This is a genomic window from Sanyastnella coralliicola, from assembly GCF_030845195.1.
GTDB lineage: Bacteria > Bacteroidota > Bacteroidia > Flavobacteriales_D > Sanyastnellaceae > Sanyastnella > Sanyastnella coralliicola.
This window is the reverse complement of sequence record NZ_CP132543.1, coordinates 2,123,796-2,146,876: the sequence shown is the minus strand read 5'-3', so window position 1 is coordinate 2,146,876 and position 23,081 is coordinate 2,123,796. Positions and strand designations below refer to the sequence as shown.

Sequence of the window (23,081 nt, the reverse complement as noted above, 5' to 3'; positions counted from 1 at the left end):
ATTACATCCTATTGAAATTTTCCTTAATTCCTCAGTGTTTTCAACACCTACAGAACCACTCTTTCTGTTTTGGTAACTTGCCCGCATGAAGTTGAACCTTAAACGACCGCTGGTTTTCTTTGATCTGGAAACCACGGGCACGAGCATTGCCCAGGATAGAATTGTAGAGATCGCACTTGTGAAGGTAATGCCTGATGGTTCGGTGCATACCAAGCCCTCTTCAACAGGGGCTGAGAACCGCTTCCTGATCAATCCTGAAATGCCGATTCCTTTAGAATCTAGTTTGATTCATGGCATCTACGATGAGCATGTAGCCGAGGCGCCTACCTTTAAAGACATAGCAGATAAGCTCTTCATCTTCCTGTCTGACTGCGATCTTGGTGGATTCAATTCGAATCGATTTGATATCCCGTTGTTGGCAGAGGAGTTCCTACGTGTAGGAATCGACTTCAGCATTGAAGATCGCAATTTGATCGATGCCCAGGTCATCTTCCACATGATGGAGCAGCGTACCTTGAAAGCGGGTTACAAGTTCTACTGCGGTAAGAGTCTAGACGATGCCCACGAAGCATTACCAGATGCCATGGCGACCTACGAGATCTTCGTAGAGCAAATGGAGCGCTACCAAGGACAAGCAGCCAAAGACACCCAAGGCAATCCACTACCGACATTGACGAATGACATGGAAGTCGTAAACAAATTCTGTCAGCGCAATCGCCATGCAGATTTGATGGGGCGCTTTGTCTACAATGCTGACGATGTCGTTGTATTCAACTTCGGTAAGTACAAAGGGCAATCTGTCAAAGGAGTGCTCGAGTCTGATCCGGGATACTATGGTTGGATGATGAAGGGAGATTTTCCGTTGTATACTAAGAAGGTATTGAAGTCGCTGCGCGCTGAATTGAATCGTCCGTGAAAAAGATTGCTGTCTTAGTTTCTAATGACCTGAGTCACGACCAGCGGGTTCGTAAGACCTGCGAAGTCTTGCTACATCATGGCTTGGAGCCAGTACTCGTAGGCAGGTTATTGGAAGGGTCTATTGATGTTGACAGGCCTTATGAGACAGTACGATTTCCTTTAAAGCATACAGGTGGGGCTCGTTTTTATGCTGAGCTACAAAAGGTGCTTGATCGTTTTCTTCGCTCGCGCGGAAATGAATTTGCCGGGGTATGGGCCAATGACCTCGATACCTTGTGGCCAGCTTGGCGTTTTCATAAGCGCACTGGAAAAGCGATTATCTACGATAGCCACGAATACTTCACTGAAGCCGCGGGTCTCACTGGAAGACCCTTTCCAAAGAAAGTATGGGAGACCATTGAAGGGCGCATCTTCCCACGACTCAGTCATGTTTTTACGGTGAACGAAAGTATCGCAGAGATTTACCGCAAGAAGTACAAGGTAGATGTGCAAGTACTGCGCAACGTGCCCTTCTTAAAGACCCAGGAGATTGAAGCTCGATCACGACAAGAGCTGGGACTTCCTGAAGGTAGACTGGTCATTTTGCAAGGAGCCTTTATGGATAAGGACCGCGGTATTGTAGAAGCCGTAGAAGCTTTCCAGCACATTGATGATGTCCATTTATTATTGGTAGGAGCAGGAGAGGAGTGGCAACGCGCTCAAGAGCTTCGAAAGGAGCTTGGGCTCGAAGACAAGATTACGATCAAACCGAAGTTGCCTTACGAAGAACTCGTGCAGCATACGCGCAATGCAGACCTCGGGTTGAGTCTAGACAAAGGATTGCACTTCAACTACTACTATAGTCTTCCGAATAAGCTCTTTGATTATATCCACGCGGGAATTCCGGTGTTGGCGTCTCCACTTCCTGAAGTGAAGCGTGTGGTAGAAGGAATGAAGGTTGGACAATTAATTCCTGATTGGGAGCCGAAGAACATTGCTGTAGCTATTGAGAGGATGTTGTCTATTGACAAGCAGGAATGGAAATCGGGTCTGCAAGAAGCACGAGAAACCTTTAATTGGGATACAGAGAGCCAGAAGATCAAGGTGATGCTCGAACAGGCAGAACTTATCTAAAGAGCTTCTTTCGGATATACTTGGCGAAAATCACCGGGCCTTGCCACCATCTTAGTTTCCAGGGTAGTACAGAGCGTTTCATTCTCCATTCTTCCTTATACAGTTCAGCAGTGAACTGTTTTGATATTCCTGCTGCGGAAGCGGTTGCGAAATGCTCACGTACGATCTCAGCCATATCGTCATTCAAGTACATGGATAAGTTCAGGTGGTAATCGCCGAATACTTTGAATTCCTCGGGGTAACTGTAGCGTTCGAATACATCTTTTCGATAAATCGCCCCTTGGTGATGTACAATGTTTCGCGTGTAGAGATCGTGATCCCACTTCGGTTCATACCATTCTTTTACTAGGCGGTGCTCGCTTCCTTCATTCTTGACTCTTCCAAGTATGATCTTCGCTTCCGGGTGTACTTTGCTCATAGCATGCTGCACCGATTCCGCGCTAGCGAGATGATCATCAGCCCCCATAAAAAGAAGCCAATCACCTCGAGCGTGGTCAATACCCTTATTCATTGCGGGGTAAACCCCAGGCTTGTCGGCGAAATGAATCACCTGCACAAAAGGGTAGGATTCGGCGATAGCCAGCGTGTTATCTGTAGAACCACCATCGACTAAGATCACCTCAGCATCAGAAAGCGGTTGCAAGCTTTTTAGACAGTCGTTGAGCTGGGCTTCAGCGTTCAACGTAGGTATGATCACCGTCAGCAACGGCATGGGTTACTTGTATGCGAAGTCTGAGAAATGATTGATGTTCGCTGCATCTTTGACAGCGCCATCCATACAGACAATGGTGCGTGCTTCGAACTTCTTCATTGAAGCGTAGTCATGGGTAGCCATCAGGACGGCTTTACCCGCTTTCGAAATATCGAGTAGGAGGTTCAGGATGCCTTCAGTGGTGGTAGGATCCAAGTTTCCGGTAGGCTCATCGGCCAGAATCAAATCCGGTTCGTTCAACAAGGCGCGTGCAATGGCAACACGTTGTTGTTCACCACCTGAAAGCTCGAAGGGCATTTTGTATCCCTTTGTTTGAAGCCCCACTTTGGAAAGCACTTCTTCCATGCGTTCCTCCATCTTCTTTTTGTCTTTCCATCCAGTAGCTTTCAAGACAAATTTGAGGTTGTCGTTCACACTTCGGTCAGTCAACAGCTCAAAGTCTTGAAACACGATACCTAGCTTACGACGAAGAAAAGGAACCTTGCTCTTTTTGATCTTGGTAAGGTCAAAACCACAGACACTTCCTTCGCCCGAACGAGGGGCTAATTCACCGTACAAGGTTTTGAGAAGGGAGCTTTTGCCACTTCCTGTTTTACCAATCAAATAGATGAACTCACCCGGGTCGATCTGGAGATCAACGTTGTTCAAAATGATGTTCTCATTCTGAGCGATCTGAACGGATGAAAGCTTTACAATCGGTTCCATAGACAGTGGGAAGGTACAATTATTAACTCCTGAGCACCGCTCGGTATTGTGGAGTTTTAAACACCGTAGAAGGTATTACAGTAAGTGCAGGCGAACACCTGTTCTGTATCGGGTCACGCTGCGCCACCATAGATCATAGACCGTATCACCTCCAATCAAATTCGACGGAGAATACCCGTAGAAGAAGTCAAGTAGGTAGTTCCCGTGACCGAGATTCAGCGGGAGTGTCAATCCGCCGTCAATTCTCAGGTTGTACTCAGTTCCAGTAGGATCTGCAGATTCCATTCCAGGAATATTGAATTCAATCGCTCCGCCAACAAATCCTCCGAGCTTCTCAGATTGAAGTGGGTTGTTGATCATTAAGTGGATCGGAATATCTGCGGTCAGCGGATAAAAGAACTTGAATTCACGCTCGAAGCCTACGCGGTCATAACGCATTTGAGTAGGGATAATGCTGATCACTGCTTGCGGACGAAGCGCTAAGAAGCTCGAGAGAGGAATGTAGGTTGACAGACCGGCACTCACACCAAACCCTGGTGTCGTTTCTACTTCTTTGAAGACATCTCGCGTTTGAAATGTTGGGTTCTCTTCACCACTCAGAATACCTGTCTCAACACTAAGCGTGAAGCCCCAGTACATTCCTTTTGCACCTTCTTCTTCCTCATAGGCATCATCTTCTTGAGCCCAAAGACAAACTCCCAACAGGAGCAACGAACAAGTGATCAAATACTTCATGTAACGAAGTTAACGAGCTCCTCATGGAATTGAGCTGCAGAGGAGCATCTATCTTTCAACAAAAAAGCCGGACTGCTTTAACAGTCCGGCCTTTTTCAAAATGTATTTCTAAGGTTAGTCAACCTTGAATTCGCTGTTTGAGATTCGCTTGTTCACGGATACGTTATCAAGTGTTACTTCGATAACCTGTGGGCCCACTACCTGCGATACCTTCACTGGGAATTGGATTCCGCTGAACTCTTTGTACTCTTCGATCATTGATGCTACTGTCATTCCACCTTGAGGTGTTTCTTCAGTAGAAACCGTAGATACTAGAAGTCCAGTGTCAACACTGTAGTACTGAGTAGAAGAAGTCTCTTCTCCTTTCATCAATTCGACAACATACACACGTTGACCGTTGTCATTAGTATCGATTCCTTTCAATACTGCAGACATGCCGTAATCAGCTAGGTGATCATAAGCAAGCATATCTAGCTGCATCTTAGCTTCTGAAATCTCTTCTTCAGTCATTGCGATCGACGTTCCCATTTGAGAGCTAGATCCACGGTCTCCGTCAATTACTTGCTTCATCATGGTTTGTCCACCCATAGTAACGGTCATGACCATCTGGTCAGTTCCTTTCACCTTGCGGTTGTATGCTAGTGACATTCCGCTCACGCCCATGCTTCCTTCTTCGATGATAGAGTTCACCTTTGCGAGGTTTTCTTTCCCACCGATAGCAGCGTAGTACGCGTCAAATACGTTCTGAGCAGTCATACCTTCTGGAGCTGCCTCAAGGTCAACGTACTCTCCTCCGTAGATGTCGAAGAATTCAACTTCACCAGACTTCGCGAATTTCGCGAGAGACTCTGCTACTTCTTCTTTGTTACCTACAACAGTAATGTTCAGGTTGTTTGGCTTCAAGTATCGTTGAGCCACACGTAGTACATCGTCAGTAGTTACTGCTTCGAGCTTTGTCAGATACGTTGCGTAGTAATCTTTTGGAAGATCGTAACGCTCGATGTTCAATGCGAAACGTGCGATCGTTTGAGGAGACTCCAAGCTGCGAGCGAAGCTTCCGTTCATGTAGTTTTTAATGAAACGAAGCGTCGTGTCAGCCACGCGCTCGCGTGTTAGACGCTCAATCTCGTAAAGGAACTCAGTCACAGAGCTATCAGTTACTTCGTTACGTACACTTGCATACGCGTTGAAGCTACCAATCACAGGGTCAGGAGACATAGAAGAACGAGCCCCGTATGTGAAGGCTTTGTCTTCACGGAGGTTCTGCATCAAACGTCCACCGAATACACCACCACCTAGGATATTATTCATTACAGAAGCTGCAATGGCATCTGGGTGACCAGGTGTCATATCAACTGGGTGGTTGATATCAATTACCGACTGCACAGCTCCAGGAAGTGGAACAAAGGCAACGCGGTTTCCACGTGGAGGAGTTGGCTTGTCGTACGCATGTTGGGGAGCTTGTCCAGCTTCCCAACCACCGAAGTACTTCTCAGCTTGAGACTTGGCTTGCTCCATGCTGATGTCACCTACGATAACGAGGTAAGCTAGATTCGGCTTGAAGTAATCTTGGTAGTAACCAATCAAGTCATTACGTGTGATTGCTTCTGTCGTCTTTTCTGTTTGCTGTTCACCATATGGGTGATCAAGTCCGTAACAGATCGCGTTTGAGATATTACGAGAAATGTCATCAGCTGATGACTTCGAGCTCGCCAATCCAGATAGCGTTTGCTTGCGAAGCTTCTCAAGCTCATCTTCAGGGAAAGCAGGAGACATCAACATCTCTTGCATCAAGCTGAGTAGCTTGTCTGAGTGCTTCGTCAAACATGCACCGTACATACCTGTGGAGAATGTGCTCAGCGAAGCTCCCATGAAGTCGATTTCTTGATCGATCTGAGCTTTCGTTTTTCCTTCTGTTCCAGCCGAAAGAAGGTCACCAGCCATGCTTACATATCCAGCGTTGCTTCCTTCCATGATTGGATCACGGTCAATTGTCAACTGGTATGATACGCGCGGAAGTTTGTCGTTGTTTACTACGATCACACGTAGCCCATTTCCAAGGCTGAAAGTTTCGTAGTCACCGATGCTGATCTGCGGGGCCGGCCCTGGCTGCGGAACGATCGAGCGATCGACTTTCCCTCCTGAACACGCTGCCAGGAAGAGCACTAATAGCGGAAGAATGTATTTCAAGGTCTTCATTTTGTCGTGTTCTGAGGATTAATTTTCAGTGGCATTTGCAGCTTCCTCATCGAATAGGAAATATAGCACCACACGGTTGTTTTCAGAGTAGTACTTCTGTGCTGCTTTCTGAATGTCTTCGCGAGTTACCGCTTGGTAACGTTCGATTTCATTGTTGATTAGGTTCGCATCACCGTAGTACATATGGTAGTTAGCCAATGACTCTGCGATACCTGCAACAGATGAATTGGAAGAAACAAAACCGTTCTCTACCTGATTTTTTAGCTTTTGTAATTCTTCTTCCGAAATCAATTCGTTCTTCACACGCTCGATTTCTTCGTTCATTGCCGCTTCCACTTCTGCAGGATCAACCCCCATGTTCGCCATAGAGAAAGCCAAGGTCAACCCTGGATCTTCTAGCGGGAATGAGAATGCACCACAGAAAAGAGCAAGCTGCTTTTCTTCTACCACTGCACGGTTTAGACGGCTAGAACCACCTTGGCTGAGCAATGTGTTCAACATATCTACGCTGTAGAAATCAGGCTCTCCTTGTGCAGGAATGTGGTAAGCTTGAAGAACCAATGGAAGTTGGTCTTTACCTAAAATGGTATCACGTACTTCAGCAGTCTTCATTGGCTCATCCATTGTTGGACGAGGGATTTCAGTTGTTCCTTTTGGGATTGCTGAGAAGTACTTTTTAATCAAATCCTTCGCTTCATCGATGTTGATGTCACCAGCGATAGATAGTACAGCGTTGTTTGGAACGTAGAAGGTCTTGTAGAAATCAACAAACTCTTCTTCTTTCGCTGCGTTCAAGTGGTCCATTGAACCAATGGTTGTCCATTTGTATGGGTGTTCCACGTACGCACGCTTCATGGTTTCTTCCAGCAGTCTTCCGTAAGGCTGGTTATCAACACGCTGACGCTTTTCTTCTTTTACTACTTCGCGCTGTGTTTCGATTCCTTCGTTTTCTACTTTGGCGTGGAGCATACGCTCAGACTCGAGCCAAAGCCCTAGTTCAAGTTGGTTACTTGGTAGTACTTCGTAGTAGAATGTACGGTCATTCGAAGTGTTTGCGTTCAATACACCACCGGCGTTCTCAACATAACGCGAGAACTCACCGCGGCCCATGTTCTCCGATCCTTCGAAAAGAAGGTGCTCAAAGAAGTGCGCCATTCCGGTGCGTGATGGATCTTCATTCTTTGATCCAACGTGGTACATAACTGTCACCGCCACGATTGGGGTGCTGTGATCTTCATGAAGGATCACGTGAAGGCCGTTCTTCAGGTCGTACTCTTCGAACTCGATCTCACGCATTTGCGCTTGAGATGTTGTTGCGAGAATTCCGAAAATTCCTGCAAAGGCAAGGCTTAGGATTCGTCTCATATCAACTCGATTGGTTTTCGAACCGCTAAAGTACTGGATAATGACGTCGGTTCAAGATGATTTTGGCGAACGGTTGTAGTCTATGGAGAATGGAATCAGGTGTCGGAGCATTCACTTTGAATTTTTACCTTTCGCACCCATGGAAGCATACCACATATCTCTGAATGAAGCAACGATCGAAGAGTTGAACGGAGTTATCTCTTCCGGTCAGAAGCTGGCTATCGCAGCGGATGCTGCGGAGAAAGTAACCGCTTGTCGAACTTTTCTCGATCAACGACTAGCCTCGTCATCCGATCCGATTTACGGAATCAATACCGGCTTTGGATCGCTTTGTAATGTGCAAGTAGGAAAGGAGGATCTCGCCACACTTCAGAAGAATTTGGTGCTCAGTCACGCCTGCGGGCTAGGAGAGACCATCGATCCAGAAGTGGTGAAGTGGATGATGCTTCTTAAAGTGAAAGGTCTCAGCTATGGGCATAGTGGTGTGCAGTTGGTGACGATCAAACGATTGATCGACCTGTACAACGAAGGATTGCTTCCAGTAATCTATGCTCAAGGATCGCTAGGGGCTAGTGGTGATTTGGCACCCCTTGCTCACCTTGCTCTTCCGTTGATCGGCGAAGGCCAGCTTTGGGAAGAAGGAAGACCTAAACCAACAAAGGAGTTATACTGGTCTCGAAATTGGGAAGCTATCGAGCTTCAAGCTAAAGAAGGACTAGCTCTTTTGAACGGAACTCAATTCATGAGTGCCTTCGGTTGCTACTTGACCATGCAATCGATACAACTCATTGATGCAGCCAACCGAATCGCTGCGATGAGCCTGGAAGCATTCGATGGTCGTATTGAGCCTTTCGGCGAAGCGGTGAATACTGTTCGCAATCAACAAGGTCAAATGAAGGTGGCAGCTGATATGCGCAAACTCCTTGAGGGTAGCGCAGGAATGAAACGCCACAAAGCGCACGTTCAAGATCCATACTCTTTTCGCTGTATCCCGCAAGTGCACGGTGCGACAATGGATGTGATCAACTACGTGCGAACGATTTTGGAAAGAGAGATTAATGCGGTAACGGATAACCCGACGATTTTCCCTGAACTGAACGAGATCGTTTCAGCAGGTAATTTCCACGGACAGCCTTTAGCCTTGGCACTGGATCAGTTGGCACTCGGTATGCACGAGCTAGCGAGTATCTCAGAACGTCGTGTTTACAAGCTGATCAGTGGTCAACGAAGCTTGCCTGAATTCTTGGTAGCGAACCCAGGCTTGAATTCCGGATTCATGATTCCGCAGTATGCTGCGGCTTCGGTAGTGAGTCAGAACCGTCAGTTGGTAACGCCATCTTCGGCAGATACAGTGGATTCAAGCAATGGTCAAGAAGACCACGTGAGCATGGGAGCTAACGCAGCAACCAAAGCTTATCGTGTGATTGACAACGTGCGCAAGGTGCTAGCGATTGAGCTCTTCAACGCGGCACAAGCATTGGATCTTCGCGGTGTAGATGAAGCATCACCAATGGTTCAAGAGTACCACAAGAAGTACCGCAAGGTGGTGCCATTCATCGAGAACGATGAATACATGCATCCGCACATCATCAAGAGTATCGGTTTCCTTCGTTAATTACCTTCTTCTGGAAATAGCACGGTGATACGCATTTGCGTTGATGTTGTGCTGTCTTAGGGTTTTCGCAAAGTTGTGGTAACCATCTAACTCTGGTTTTGCACACATATAAATGTAATCATGCCTGTCAGGATTGAGCACTGCATCAACGTAATGGGTTTCAGGGAAGTTGATTGGTCCTGGAGGTAGCCCTGAATGGAGGTAAGTATTGTATGGTGAGTTCACTTCCATGTGCTCGTTTAATACACGTCGGATGGTGTAATCATCGAGGGCATAGATGAGCGTGGGATCAGCCTGCAACGGAATACCTCTTTTCAGTCTGTTTAGATAGAGTCCAGCAACGATAGGAGCTTCTTCACGCATTGCTGTCTCTGCTTTGACAATGCTCGCCAGGGTAACTACTTCGCTTTGGCTGAGTCCGAGGCTGAAGGCTCTTTCTTTGCGACCATCCGTCCAGAAGGCACGGTATTCAGCGGCCATTCGTTCAAGCAGCTCTTCGGCGTCAGTGTCCCACCACATTTCGTAGGTGTTCGGAATGAACATCGTTCGGAAATTCTCTTTGTTGAAACCGAAACGAGAGGCTTGTTCTTCAGATAGGACCAGCTGCAAGAACTCAGCGCTATCCGCTTCGAGCGTTGCTGTGAGCTTGCCAGCAATATCTTCTGGTTTACGGGCACTGGTGAACGTCACGCGTACCGCATCTTGATCTCCGCTGCGTAGTTTGTTGACTACCTGGTTCATGCTCATGCCTTGGTTGAAGACATAACGACCTGGCTTCACGCGAGCGAACTCTTTCAGCTCGATGACTTGTTCTAGAAGTTCTTGGTCATTGACAATGCTATCTCCAACTACAATGGTGATCAACTCCTCCATCGAGGTGCCCGTTGGAATGAACACCTCTTTCTGTGGACTTGAGAATGCGGTGCATGAATCCATGACCTTTCCGTAGGCGTACCAAGCGACCATTCCTCCAATGGCCGCTAGAATTACTCCAATCGTCAATAATCTCTTCATTCCTATTTCTTGATCAACTGGTAAAACAGTTCGTCGATGTATCCGTCAGAGCCTTTGAGCCACTGCTTTCGAGTTGCCGTCAATTCAAATCCAGCTTTCTCGAACAACGCAACACTGGCGTGGTTATTGGCAGGAATGTTAGCATAAATCTGATGCAAATGGAGTACATCGAAACCATACTCAATTAGTGTGGTGAGCGCATCGTAAGCCACACCTTGTTCCCGTTCTTCTTTCTCGCCAATCAGAATGCCAACACCTGCTCTTAAATGTGTAGGGTCAAAATCAAAGAGGTCAATCGCACCTACCGGACGTTCTTCTGTGCAGATAACTAATCTGAGCTGACGATCTGCATAGACATCGCGAATGCCTCGAATGTACTTTTCGAGATCGTTGCGACTGAAAGGGGAGGTGGTGCCGCTCACCAACCAGTTATCAGTGTCATTTTCCCACTTGAAAAAGTGGTTGACATCATGTGGTTCTACGGCGCGTAAAAATGAGCGTTGTCCTTGAAGTTTCATGCGGCTGAATAGCTACCCGTGGATAGGAGCACCAAGGTACAAGCTATTTCATATTTAATGCCGTTTTCTTCGAGAATTCGATACAGCTCTTCGTTTTCTGTGCCTGGATTAAAGATTACCCGTTTCGGCGCTAGCTGAAGTATATAATCGAACCAAGAAGATTGATTCCTTGGTCCAACATATAAGGTCACCGTATCGATATTCTCAAGTAGAGGACGAGTAGTGATAATCTTATCACCGCCGATGTGTCCGTCACGAATACCGATGGGGAATACTTCTTCTCCATATTCTTTCAATCGCTCCGTTGCGATGTAGCTGTATCTACCTGGATTCGGACTAGCTCCAATGACTACTGTTCTATTCATAATGCAAAATTACGAACGCCTTGTTCACAGTTGGTCACAAAGCGGTCACGATCATTCCTCAGCTTTGCTACCTTGCATTCGTTACATTTGTTCTCGAACGAACCATTTATTCCGGCCGAATGAAATACGGATTGCTTCTTATTGCAGTAGTTGCGGCGCTAGCCAGCTGTACCATCAACAGAAATGTCATGTTCAAGACTGATCATGACTACGTTTACGATAGCCCACCAACTGATTCTGCAGAGATTACGGAGTACAAGATTTCTCCAAACGACATGTTGTTGGTGCGACTGTTTGCGAACGACGGAGCGAAGCTACTTGACATTACGGCGGGTACAGGAGATGCTCAGCAGTACGCTAACTTCTTGACAACAAACTTCTTGGTTGAAGTTGATGGGATGGTTGAGCTACCGGAACTCGGTGAAGTAGAGGTAGCAGGGCTGACCTTGAATGAGTGTGAAGAGTTGTTGGAACAGCTCTACTCAGATTACTATGTAGAGCCTTTTGCCTTCGTTCAGGTACTGAATAACCGCGTGATTGTATTCCCTGGAACGGGAAGTCAGGCGGCTGTGATTACACTTCAAAACACCAATACCACAGTGATCGAAGCGATCGCTCTCGCTGGTGGACTTGCACAACGAGCAGACGCTCGAAAGGTGAAACTTATTCGATACTATGATGATCGACGTGAAATCTATCTGATGGATCTCTCTACCATCGAAGGTGTTGAATTCGCTAGCATGGTGGTGCAAGCCAACGATGTCATTTATGTTGAGCCAGTACCTGAAATTGCCAGCGAGGTCATGTCTGATTTGGCGCCGTACGTGACCTTGGTGTCAGGGATTGCGCTGATTTATGCCATTCTACAAGGGGCATTCTAACCCATGCAGGAAGACAAGAATTTTGATGAATACAAAGAGAGGTTAACCAACTTCTCCTATGAGTTCGATCTCGGGCTCTTCATTCATATTCTCAAAAAATCGCTGCCATGGATGGTAACGATGATTGTCGTTGCCCTGGTAACGGGCTTCCTTTATCTGCGATATACGCCTGAAACTTATCAAGCAAAAGCCATTCTTCAATTAGGTGAAGACGACAGCGCAAACCGTGTGTTAAACGTTAATACACTGACTGAAGATAACAGCATTGATGGCCGGGTAGAGCTTATTCGTTCGAAGCTTCTCATTCAGAAGACCCTCGAAAACATGCCGGTAGAGATCTCGTACTTCGCGAAAGGGGAGATCCTGACCAATGAGCACTATATACTTTCGCCATATCGTGTTGAAATCGATAGCATCTGGAATGACCGCTTCATCAACCGTACTATGGTTGTGGAGTTCGATCAAGACCTGAACTTTGATCTTCTGGTAGGAGGTGAAAAGTACTCTGGTAGTCCAGGTACCCCAGTGACTTTCGATGGCATGGTGTTGAACGTTGTCATCGTCAATGAAAAGGCGCTGAGGGCTTCAATTGAGGAGTACGAGCTGTACTTCCGCCTAAACAACATGAAAACCTTGGCGAATCGATTCGCCGGAGGTCTAGACATTCGCATCCTCAATAACACGGCGAAGACGGTTCAGATCTCGTACAAAGACAACAACCCTTACCTCGCGAAAGACTTTGTGAGTGCCTTGTCCTCTGAATTCATTCGTTTCGATCTAGAGAAGCGCCAGCGCTCAGATGAGAATATCCTGAACTTTATTGATGCGCAAATCGATACGGTATTCGAGCGCTTGAAGAATTCTGAGATCCTTCTGAACCAGTACAAGCAGTCGAACAAGATCACAGATCTACAAAGTATTTCAGGGGTATACCTCAATCGCTTGACGGACCTTGAAACGCGTGTGATTCAGTTGGAGGTGGAAGAGAAACTCCTCAATGAAGTGGAGTCGCTTACTGAAAAGAGTTCAACAGAAATAGAGATCTACAACCTCGTTCCTCTCGTTGCCGGAAGCCAGTATGAGAGTGCATTGAGTGGACTTTTAGAAACTCTCGAACGACTACTTCTCGCAAAGGAAGAAGCCCTATTCCGGGTTACCGAAGAAAACAATAAGGTACAATCACTCGAGTATCAGATTGGAATCCAGAAAGAGATCATCGTGAAGACGATTGATGCGATGCGAGAAAAGATTGGCGCGCGCAAAGATGAGCTCTACGCGCAGCTGAAAGAGATTGAAGAAGTGTACTACGATTTGCCAACCAAAGAGCTTGAGTTTGCACGTCTAGAGCGTTTATTCAATATCAATGAGAAGTATTACACGATGCTTCTGGAAAAGCGCATTGAATACCGAATTTCCAAAGAGGGGTTTGTTACTCAGAATCAAATCCTCGAAGAGGCTCGACTGCCGCAGACACCAATTGCACCGAAGCGAAACTTGATCTTAATCTCGTTCTTCTTGGCGGGGCTCCTGTTGAGTTTTATCTTCATTTCAGTGCGCTATCTATTGCACAATGAAATCACTTCATTGAATGAGGTGGTGCGTCTTTCGAATGCTTCGATTAGCACTCTTGGGGTGATCCCGAAGTACAAGGAGAACGTTCCCGTTTCTATGCTTTTGGTAGATAGAAACCCGAAGTCGCTCATTGCAGAATCGTTCCGAACGATTCGCACAAACATGCAGTTCCTCAATAATGAGGATGGACCAAAGATCGCTGCAGTAACCTCTACCATTAGTGGAGAGGGGAAGACCTTCATCGCGCTCAACTTAGCTGGAATCATTGCTTTTAGTGGCAAGCGTGTGGTTGTGATTGATCTTGACATGCGTAAGCCGAAGATTCACAAAGGATTCGAGGTTGACAACGATCGTGGGATGAGTACCATTCTTATCGGACGAACCAGTATCGAAGAGTGCATTCGCAAGAGTCAGCTTGACAACCTTGATTTCATTACGGCTGGGCCTATTCCACCGAACCCAAGTGAGTTGATCATTAGCAAGAAGATGGATGAGGTGATTGAGTCGCTCATGAAAGAGTACGATATGGTCATCATTGATACACCGCCGGTTGGATTGGTGACCGATGGAATCGCCATTATCAACAAGGCTGATTTCCCATTGTACATCTTCCGTTCAGACTACAGTAAGAAGAAGTTTATCCAGAATGTTGATCGTCTGATCAATGAGAATCAAATCTCGAAGTTGTCTGTCATTTTGAATGGTGTAGACTTCGACCGTAACAAGTACGCATATAACTATGGGTACGGCTATGGATACGGCTATGGAACTGGATATGGCTACGGCTATTACGACGAAAAACAACCGAAGAAGAAAGGAATACTCAAGCGAAGAAAGAAATGAAGGTAAGTTCGACACCGATCGAAGGTTTGTTAGTCATCGAACCATCGGTCTTCCGGGATGATAGAGGGTACTTCTTCGAGCCATTCAATGATCGCCGATTTCATGAGGCAACAGGACTAGACGTTACATTCGTTCAAGACAACGAGTCGCTTTCCAAAGCCTACACTGTGCGCGGTTTACATTTTCAAGAACCACCAGTTCCACAAGGGAAATTAGTGCGCGTTTCTAGAGGGAAAGCATTCGACGTAGCTGTTGACCTGCGCAAAGAATCCCCTACGTTCGGACAGCATCACATGGTGTTGCTAAGCGAGGAGAATAAGCTTCAGTTCTGGATTCCTCCGGGCTTTGCCCATGGGTTTTTGACCCTTGAAGATGATACGGTGTTCAGCTATAAATGCACAGGATACTACGCTCCTGAATGCGAACGAACCTTGCGATGGAATGATCCTATTCTAGCCATCGATTGGGGTGTGGAAGAACCGTTGATTAGCGAGAAAGATGCAGATGCACCAGGATGGACTGAATATGAAAGTCCGTTCTAAATGACACTAGCCACTGGACTCTTCATTCTTTGTGCCTTTGCGCTGTCAATAGCTGTGAATGGATTGCTCCTGCGTTTTCTTCGAACTTTAGGGACCAAGAATCAAGAGGCAAAACTCCAAGTTCGTTGGAGTGCGCAAACGAAGCCTACTATTGGCGGGATTTCATTCTTTACTGGCTTTCTCTTTTCCTTCCTATTCGCGGCGCTTGTCATAGATGACCCAGTGATGCCCATGTCTGCTCAAGTAGCCATTCTCATCGCTTCGACGTTAGGGTTTGTCATGGGCTTGGCCGATGATGCTTTCAATACGAAACCGTTATTGAAGTTCTTAGCACAGATTGCTTGTGGTTTGATTCTCGCCTTCGGCGGAATTACGATCGACTTAGGAGTTGGAAGGGCACTAGACATGTTCTTCACGGTGCTCTGGGTGATTACCTTGATGAATTCTCTGAACATGTTAGACAACATGGATGGTGTTTCTTCTTCGGTGGCCCTAACGATTTTAGGTGCCATTTGGTTTGCGCTTCCTACGGGGTCAGTGGTGTCGCTGATTTGCTTGGGAATGATGCTCACCATCGGCGCTTTTCTCGTCTTCAACTGGCATCCTTCCTCGATGTATATGGGGGATAGCGGTAGTCAGCTGATTGGAGTGCTGGTAGCAGCAATGACATTGGTATATGCCCAAGGAGAGTTGAGCTTTATTCCGGCAGGAGGGGCTTCACTTTTTGTGGGGCTGATCTTACTGTGTTTCACAACACTATGTGATACGGCGGTGGTTACTTCAAGTCGGTTGATGTCAAAGAGATCTCCTTTTGTTGGTGGTCGTGATCATACCACGCACAACCTGTCTTATCTAGGTTTGAAAGACAATTTGATCGCCTTTATTTACTTCGTTTGGAATATCCTGAATGCTTCGTTGGCAATCTTTTTGCTCACGTATACTAAAGAAGGAATTACACGTTGGTTATTAGGAGTCGTACTATACATGCTACTCGTTTTTATATCTTTCTTCATCGTATCTCGTAAGAACCTACACAAGGGAAAATACACCTATTAATATGACACGCTCTATCCGTTTTTTGACCACTACCTTATCAGTGGCAGGAGTTCTTCTAATCGCTTACTTCCTCATGGGGTATTCCAAGCCGATTCCTGAACGAAAGGCAGATGAGATGTACAAAGATCATGTTGAAGAAAACTACAAGGTCTTTAGTCTAGCGACCCCAGAAGAAGTGTATTTCGCAGGTGAACGAGTGCCTATGGAAACCTTCGGTGTGCGCGAGAAACTTGATCGCGAGTTGTTGGTGAATACCTATTGGCATAGCAATACATTCTTGACTTTCAAGCGCGCGAATCGCTGGTTTCCGGTCATTGAGCCAATCCTTGAAAAGAATGGTGTGCCTGATGACTTCAAGTACCTCGCAGTGATTGAAAGTGGCTTGACCAATGCCGTTTCTCCTGCAGGAGCAACAGGGTTTTGGCAGTTCATGAAGACCACTGGTGAGAGCTATGGACTAGAAATTACCAGCGAGGTGGATGAGCGTTACCATGTTGAGAAATCGACTGAAGCGGCGTGTCAATACCTCCTTGATGCTTACGAGAAATATGGAGATTGGGCCTTGGTGGCAGCTTCATACAACATGGGTATGGGCGGTGTGAATAAGCAGCTCAAAAACCAGCAAGTAGATGAGTATTGGGATCTTCTTTTGAATCAAGAGACCGGACGTTACGTTTACCGCATTTTGGCCATCAAAGAGATCTTGAATAATAGCGGAGATTACGGATTCGTTCTTCGTCCAAAAGACCTTTACGAGCCATACGAGACACGCACTGTGATGCTTGACTCAGCCGTTGCCGATTTTGCTTCGTACGCGAAAGATCAAGGGGTGAATTACAACATCTTGAAAACCATGAATCCATGGTTGCGCAAGGCTTCGCTAACGAACAAATACAAAAAGGAGTACGAGATTATTCTTCCTGCTGAATAGAATCAGTTGCGCTTGAATGCCACCGAAGACAATCGGGTGGTCATCATTCCTTCCTGTTCTTCTTCTAGTTTCATTGATTTCGCTAGCGCGGAATCGCATACTTCATCCATGGAACGAATGCTCCCTGCTGGGACGAAATTTTCATGACACCATTCGAGGAATGGGGCTGCTTGCTGTTGAGCAAACAATCGAGCCAATACTTCATTTAATGCTTGACGATGACTCACGCGTTGCGGGTTGGTTTGGAAGCGGCTGTCACTCGCTAATCCTGGTGCGCCGAGATGCGTAACCATCTTTTCAAACTGTCGGTCGCTGCCAATGGCAAGAACGATCCATTTGTTATCGTGACTGATGTAAAGATCTCCGTAAGGAGCGATGTTAGGGTGCTGTGTACCCAATGGTTGAGCAACATGACCCACCATTAAATAATTGCTCGCTTGATTCACTAATGCGGCCAGGGCAGAGCCCTCGAGCGAAACGTTGAATGAACTTCCTTTCCCTGTCCGTTCTCGTTGATATAAACCGAGTAGTATACTTTGCTTCATCTGATGCGCAGCAAGCACGTCAATCAGAGCGACAGGCATTTTAATCGGCCCTGAGCTGGGCGATCCATTCATATACATGAAACCCGTTTCGGCTTGCAACACAACGTCGTAAGCAACCCGGTCGAGAGTGAATTCAAAACCTTGAAGATGACAATGAACAAGATGGGGGTGAAGAGAGGCGATACTTTCTGGAGTGAGACCGAATTTCTCTAAGTCGGCATGCTTGTAATTCTCAATGAGTACATCGCAGTCTTCCATCCAACGATGAATCTGTTGCTGTGCGCTCGGCTCTCTTAGATCCAGATAGTGAACTTCCTTGCCGTAGTTCACACTCGCATAGTAAGCAGAAACACCTTCTGATGATTCATCTGGCAATCGCCAATTGCGGGTGACATCACCTCCTGGCTTTTCCACTTTTATAACGTGAGCTCCTAGTTCAGCGAAGAAACTGCCAACTGAAGGTCCGGCGAGTACACTTGAAAGGTCAAGTACTTTAAGGTGTTCGAGTTCTTTCACAGTTCAAATGTAACTATGAAAGGGCTTCCTTATAGGTGTCAATTGCTCGTTGACGAGCTGATTTATGTTCTACGATAGGTTGTGGGTAGCTCGGGGTGCCGTATTCCGGTACCCATCGTCGGATATACTTGAATTCCGGATCAAACTTCTTTTGCTGTGATTCAGGATTGAATACACGGAAGTAAGGAGCGGCGTCAGCCCCGCTGCTCGCGGCCCATTGCCATCCACCAACATTACTGGCCAGCTCAAAGTCTAGGAGTTTCTCAGCAAAGTATCGTTCTCCCCAGCGCCAATCAATCAGCAAGTGCTTTGTGAGGAAGCTTGCAACGATCATACGCACACGGTTATGCATGAATCCAGTGGCATTCAACTCGCGCATACCCGCATCTACAATTGGGTAACCCGTTTTACCTGCGCACCATGCATTGAAGTGGTCTTCGTTGTTATCCCAAGGAATCAGATCGTATTTGGCTTTGAATGCTTTATCTACCGAGTGAGGGAAATGAAAGATGAGCATCTGGTAAAAGTCGCGCCAGATCAATTCATTGAGCCACTTCTCGCTATACATCGTCCCCTTCCGCGCTAGCGAACGAATAGAGACTGTACCAAAACGAAGGTGTAAACTCAAACGTGAAGTACCCTTGATTGATGGTATATCGCGCTTGTCGCCATAAACTTCGAGCAACTCCGAATCAACCTCACGACCGGGGAATTCTGTTGAAGTTTCCTCAAAGCCCATTGATGCGAGACTTGGAAGTTGAGAAGTGGCGCCAGTGTGAAGCTGATCTAAGGCTCCTTTGGAATCAAAAGGATCGTACTGACCTGAAACAAGTGTCTTTTTCCACTTCTTCATGTAAGGAGTGAAAACGGTGTAAGGCGATCCATCGTCTTTAACGACTTCAGACTTCTCGAAGATCACATGGTCTTTGCTGCCTATGAAAGGAATTTCTTTGTTCTGCAGAAAACTGAAGATACTCTTGTCTCTTTCTAAGGCATACGGTTCATAGTCACGATTACAGAAAACCTTAGCGACAGGGTAATCTATCAAGATTTGTGGCCAGACCTCATTGGGAGTACCATAGTATACGTGAAGACTACCTCCTGCTTTCTCGTATTCCTTGGTGAGTCGATATAGTTCCTGGTGTATGAAATCCACACGTGCATCTGATGCAGGTAGTTTGTCAAGGATTTCCTTATCAAAAATGAACACCGGTTGAACAGGTGTCCCATTGGATAGGGCCTTATAAAGACCAGCGTTGTCTTCAATGCGCAGATCTCGACGGTGCCAGAAAATATTTATAGCTTCAGCCATTACGATACAATGTAAAAAGATAATAGCCCGGCCTAGACCGGGCTATCGTCCAAAATCAAATGATTGATTTAACACCTTACGATCGCTAAGCGGTTTCCCGCCTGCTGCATGAACAACAGCGACTTGAGTCAGAAGTTCATTTGGAAAGAAATTTCATAAAAAATTACCTCGGATGTTTCCAATTATTGCAAGGAGTAGATCGGTGGTTACTCACTAAGTGTATCAATCTAGAGTCTTGTTTTGTGCAATTTATACCCTCGAAGTGTTCTTTTAAACCCTGTGTGGGAACAGGTATTTAATACACTAAGGCTAATTGAAATCTCAATTATTGTTTAACGAAAAAGAAAAAAGATTAAACAAAAGGAAGCCCCTTCATGTTATGAGTGCTCAAACCATTTAAACAATTTTCATGAAACGGTTTCTCTACACCTTTACTTTATTGCTCGCAACGATTTCGTTGTCAGCACAAACAGTAGTGAACGTGATCGTCGACAGCGACGTTCATGAGACACTCGAAACGGCAGTGATTGCCGCTGAGCTAGATGATGATCTGTCAGGCGAAGGACCATTCACGGTTTTCGCACCAACAGATGCAGCATTTGAAGCATTACCTGACGGAGCATTGGATGGATTACTTGCTGATCCAACTGGAGCTTTGGCAGACGTTCTTCTTTACCACGTACACGGAGGAGACTTAGAAAGCACTGACCTAATGGAAGGCGCACTAAGTACACTACTTGGTGAAGACGTAACAGTATCTTTTGATGGAATGATGGTCATGATCAATGATGCCGTCGTTACCATTGCAAACCTTCCAGCTACAAACGGAGTAGTACATGTAATTGACGCAGTACTTCTTCCACCTGCGCCACTACCGGCGACAGTAGTTGAAATCATCGTTGGTTCTGATGTACACGAGACACTAGAAACTGCAGTTATCGCGGCGGAACTTGACGACGATCTTTCAGGAGACGGACCATTCACAGTATTTGCACCGACAGATGCAGCGTTTGATAACCTTCCAGAAGGAGCGCTCGACGCATTGTTGGCAGACCCAACAGGAGCACTAGCAGACGTATTGCTTTACCACGTAGCATCAGGAGCAGTTCTTTCAGATGCTCTTTCTGATGGACAAATGATCGAGACGCTACTCGGACCAGACGTAGAAGTATCTATCGATGGTGAGATGGTAATGATCAACGACGCGATGGTAACTATCGCAAACTTGGAAGCTGATAACGGAGTAGTACACGTAATTGATGCAGTTCTTCTACCACCAGCACCACTACCGGCAACAGTAGTTGAAATCATCGTGAACTCTGACGTACACGAGACACTAGAAACTGCAGTTATCGCAGCTGAGCTAGATGACGACCTTTCAGGAGACGGACCATTCACAGTATTCGCACCAACAGATGCAGCGTTTGATAACCTTCCAGAAGGAGCGCTCGACGCACTATTGGCAGACCCAACAGGAGCACTAGCAGACGTATTGCTTTACCACGTAGCATCAGGAGCAGTTCTTTCAGACGCTCTTTCTGATGGACAAATGATCGAGACACTACTCGGACCAGACGTAGAAGTATCTATCGATGGTGAGATGGTAATGATCAACGACGCGATGGTAACTATCGCAAACTTGGAAGCTGACAACGGAGTAGTACACGTAATTGATGCGGTTCTTCTACCACCAGCACCACTACCGGCAACAGTAGTTGAAATCATCGTGAACTCTGACGTACACGAGACACTAGAAACTGCGGTTATCGCAGCTGAGCTAGATGACGACCTTTCAGGAGACGGACCATTCACAGTATTCGCACCAACGGATGAGGCGTTTGATAACCTTCCGGAAGGAGCGCTTGACGCACTATTGGCAGATCCAACAGGAGCGCTTGCAGATGTATTGCTATACCACGTAGTTGGAGACGCAGCATTCGCAGCAGACCTATCTGACGGACAAATGATCGAGACACTACTCGGACCAGACGTAGAAGTATCTATCGATGGCGAGATGGTTATGATCAACGATGCGATGGTAACAATTGCTGACCTAGAAGCTGACAACGGAGTAGTACACGTCATTGACGCGGTTCTTCTTCCACCAGCGCCACTACCAGCAACAGTAGTTGAAATCATTGTGAACTCTGATGTACACGAGACACTAGAAACTGCGGTTATCGCAGCGGAATTGGATGACGATCTTTCAGGAGACGGACCATTCACAGTATTTGCACCAACAGATGAGGCGTTTGACAACCTTCCAGAAGGAGCGCTCGACGCACTATTGGCAGACCCAACAGGAGCGCTTGCAGATGTATTGCTATACCACGTAGTTGGAGACGCAGCATTCGCAGCAGACCTATCTGACGGACAAATGATCGAGACACTACTCGGACCAGACGTAGAAGTATCTATCGATGGCGAGATGGTAATGATCAACGATGCGATGGTAACAATCACTGACTTGGAAGCTGACAACGGAGTAGTACACGTCATTGACGCGGTTCTTCTTCCACCAGTAATTCCTGCAACAGTAGTAGATATCATCGTTGAGTCACCTGTACACGAGACACTAGAAACTGCAGTTATCGCAGCAGAACTAGACGACGATCTTTCAGGAGACGGACCGTTCACTGTATTTGCACCGACAGACGCAGCGTTCGAGAACCTACCTGATGGAGCATTGGATGATCTTCTTGCTGATCCAACGGGAGCTCTAGCTGACGTACTTCTTTACCACGTAGTAGGTGACGAAGCGTTCGCAGCAGACCTATCTGACGGACAAATGATCGAGACACTACTCGGACCAGACGTAGAAGTATCTATCGACGGAGATGTAGTGATGATCAACGACGCGATGGTAACAATTGCTGACCTAGAAGCAGAGAACGGAGTAGTACACGTTATCGACGCTGTTCTTCTTCCACCAGCGCCAAACCCAGCAACGGTAGTAGATATCATCGTAGCTTCTGAAGACCACGAGATTCTAGAAACTGCGGTTATCGCAGCAGGTTTGGATGATGACCTTTCTGAGGACGGACCGTTCACGGTATTCGCACCAACAGATGAGGCATTCGGAAACCTTCCTGACGGATTGCTCGATGATCTTCTAGCAGATCCTGAAGGAGCTTTGGCGAACATTCTTCTATACCACGTAGCAGGAGTAAACGCCCTTTCTGGAGACCTAACCGACGGCCAAGCTGTTGAGACATTGCAAGGAGAAGACGTAGTTATCTCTATCACTGGTGAAATGGTGATGGTGAATGACGCGAACGTAACGACTGCTGACCTGGTAGCAGACAACGGAGTAGTACACGTAATTGATGCTGTATTGACACCTCCAACATCAGTTGATGAAGTGAACGCATCAGACATCGTGGTTTACCCGAACCCAGCGCAGAACATCGTGAATATTCAAGGTGTAGATGCTGGATCTCGTTACACGGTAATCGATCAGGCTGGACGTGTTGTTGCACAGAGTACATTCACTGGAGCCAACACTATCGACGTATCAGACTACGAAGTAGGACTATACACACTTATCATCTCAGATAATACAACGTTGACTGCGAAGCAGTTTATGGTAAAGTAAAGATCAGAGAGTATACCAGAGAAAAGCCC

At 46.5% G+C, this 23,081-nt stretch carries 19 protein-coding genes; 9 read left to right on the top strand and 10 right to left on the bottom strand.

What is annotated here, in order from left to right:
* Window positions 1–85: 85 nt before the first annotated feature.
* Complete coding sequence (locus RA156_RS08955) at window positions 86–916, top strand: 3'-5' exonuclease (protein WP_306639542.1); 831 nt, start codon at window positions 86–88, stop codon at window positions 914–916.
* Window positions 913–2,031, top strand: a complete 1,119-nt coding sequence (locus RA156_RS08950) for a glycosyltransferase (RefSeq protein WP_306639540.1) — start codon at window positions 913–915, stop codon at window positions 2,029–2,031. Before RA156_RS08955 ends, RA156_RS08950 begins: the two co-directional genes overlap by 4 nt.
* Here RA156_RS08950 and RA156_RS08945 read toward each other — a convergent pair.
* The 5 genes from RA156_RS08945 to RA156_RS08925 form a co-directional block, all read right to left on the bottom strand.
* The gene (locus RA156_RS08945) at window positions 2,024–2,743 is read right to left on the bottom strand and encodes a glycosyltransferase (RefSeq protein WP_306639538.1); all 720 of its coding nucleotides are present in this window, start codon (window positions 2,741–2,743) and stop codon (window positions 2,024–2,026) included. The genes RA156_RS08950 and RA156_RS08945 overlap by 8 nt on opposite strands.
* Window positions 2,744–2,746: 3 nt before the next feature.
* A complete protein-coding gene (locus RA156_RS08940) occupies window positions 2,747–3,448 on the bottom strand; it encodes a cell division ATP-binding protein FtsE (protein ID WP_306639537.1) in 702 nt (233 codons plus the stop codon).
* Window positions 3,449–3,523: 75 nt separating this feature from the next.
* Entirely contained in the window at window positions 3,524–4,183 is a 660-nt protein-coding gene (locus RA156_RS08935; RefSeq protein ID WP_306639535.1) for a hypothetical protein, read from the bottom strand.
* Window positions 4,184–4,297: 114 nt separating this feature from the next.
* Window positions 4,298–6,382 carry a M16 family metallopeptidase gene (locus RA156_RS08930; protein ID WP_306639534.1) on the bottom strand — a complete coding sequence of 695 codons (2,085 nt, stop codon included), beginning with the start codon at window positions 6,380–6,382 and terminating at the stop codon, window positions 4,298–4,300.
* An 18-nt stretch (window positions 6,383–6,400) separates the two neighbouring features.
* On the bottom strand, window positions 6,401–7,747 hold the full coding sequence (locus RA156_RS08925; RefSeq protein ID WP_306639532.1) for a M16 family metallopeptidase: 1,347 nt from the start codon (window positions 7,745–7,747) through the stop codon (window positions 6,401–6,403).
* Between the two features lie 139 nt (window positions 7,748–7,886).
* Here RA156_RS08925 and hutH point away from each other — a divergent pair, with 139 nt between their 5' ends.
* Window positions 7,887–9,362, top strand: a complete 1,476-nt coding sequence (gene hutH / locus RA156_RS08920) for a histidine ammonia-lyase (protein WP_306639530.1) — start codon at window positions 7,887–7,889, stop codon at window positions 9,360–9,362.
* Here the strand turns inward: hutH and mltG are convergent, their stop codons facing one another.
* From mltG to RA156_RS08905, 3 genes are read right to left on the bottom strand one after another with little or no spacing between them, the layout of a single operon-like run.
* The gene (mltG, locus tag RA156_RS08915) at window positions 9,363–10,376 is read right to left on the bottom strand and encodes an endolytic transglycosylase MltG (protein WP_306639528.1); all 1,014 of its coding nucleotides are present in this window, start codon (window positions 10,374–10,376) and stop codon (window positions 9,363–9,365) included.
* A 2-nt stretch (window positions 10,377–10,378) separates the two neighbouring features.
* Window positions 10,379–10,894, bottom strand: a complete 516-nt coding sequence (locus RA156_RS08910; RefSeq protein ID WP_306639526.1) for a GNAT family N-acetyltransferase — start codon at window positions 10,892–10,894, stop codon at window positions 10,379–10,381.
* Window positions 10,891–11,259 carry a CoA-binding protein gene (locus RA156_RS08905; RefSeq protein ID WP_306639524.1) on the bottom strand — a complete coding sequence of 123 codons (369 nt, stop codon included), beginning with the start codon at window positions 11,257–11,259 and terminating at the stop codon, window positions 10,891–10,893. The genes RA156_RS08910 and RA156_RS08905 overlap by 4 nt, the downstream gene beginning before the upstream one ends.
* Window positions 11,260–11,378: 119 nt before the next feature.
* On the opposite strand from RA156_RS08905, the gene RA156_RS08900 reads away from it, so the two are divergent.
* The 5 genes from RA156_RS08900 to RA156_RS08880 are packed head-to-tail and all read left to right on the top strand — an operon-like array spanning window position 11,379 to window position 17,084.
* Window positions 11,379–12,140: a polysaccharide biosynthesis/export family protein gene (locus RA156_RS08900; RefSeq protein WP_306639522.1), complete on the top strand. Its 762-nt coding sequence runs from the start codon at window positions 11,379–11,381 to the stop codon at window positions 12,138–12,140.
* Window positions 12,141–12,143: 3 nt separating this feature from the next.
* Window positions 12,144–14,555, top strand: coding sequence for a polysaccharide biosynthesis tyrosine autokinase (locus RA156_RS08895; protein WP_306639521.1), 2,412 nt, complete (start codon window positions 12,144–12,146; stop codon window positions 14,553–14,555).
* A complete protein-coding gene (gene rfbC / locus RA156_RS08890; RefSeq protein WP_306639520.1) occupies window positions 14,552–15,097 on the top strand; it encodes a dTDP-4-dehydrorhamnose 3,5-epimerase in 546 nt (181 codons plus the stop codon). The genes RA156_RS08895 and rfbC overlap by 4 nt, the downstream gene beginning before the upstream one ends.
* Window positions 15,098–16,153 carry an MraY family glycosyltransferase gene (locus tag RA156_RS08885; protein WP_306639519.1) on the top strand — a complete coding sequence of 352 codons (1,056 nt, stop codon included), beginning with the start codon at window positions 15,098–15,100 and terminating at the stop codon, window positions 16,151–16,153.
* A gap of 1 nt (window position 16,154) precedes the next feature.
* Complete coding sequence (locus tag RA156_RS08880) at window positions 16,155–17,084, top strand: lytic transglycosylase domain-containing protein (RefSeq protein ID WP_306639518.1); 930 nt, start codon at window positions 16,155–16,157, stop codon at window positions 17,082–17,084.
* Between the two features lie 2 nt (window positions 17,085–17,086).
* Here the strand turns inward: RA156_RS08880 and RA156_RS08875 are convergent, their stop codons facing one another.
* Both RA156_RS08875 and RA156_RS08870 read right to left on the bottom strand, forming a co-directional pair.
* Window positions 17,087–18,145 (bottom strand): CaiB/BaiF CoA transferase family protein, encoded by a 1,059-nt coding sequence (locus RA156_RS08875; RefSeq protein WP_306639517.1) that lies wholly within the window; start codon window positions 18,143–18,145, stop codon window positions 17,087–17,089.
* A 13-nt stretch (window positions 18,146–18,158) separates the two neighbouring features.
* Window positions 18,159–19,457: a cryptochrome/photolyase family protein gene (locus RA156_RS08870; RefSeq protein WP_306639516.1), complete on the bottom strand. Its 1,299-nt coding sequence runs from the start codon at window positions 19,455–19,457 to the stop codon at window positions 18,159–18,161.
* A gap of 409 nt (window positions 19,458–19,866) precedes the next feature.
* Between RA156_RS08870 and RA156_RS08865 the strand changes: the two genes are divergently transcribed.
* Window positions 19,867–23,052 (top strand): fasciclin domain-containing protein, encoded by a 3,186-nt coding sequence (locus RA156_RS08865; protein ID WP_306639515.1) that lies wholly within the window; start codon window positions 19,867–19,869, stop codon window positions 23,050–23,052.
* The last annotated feature ends 29 nt before the right edge of the window (window positions 23,053–23,081 follow it).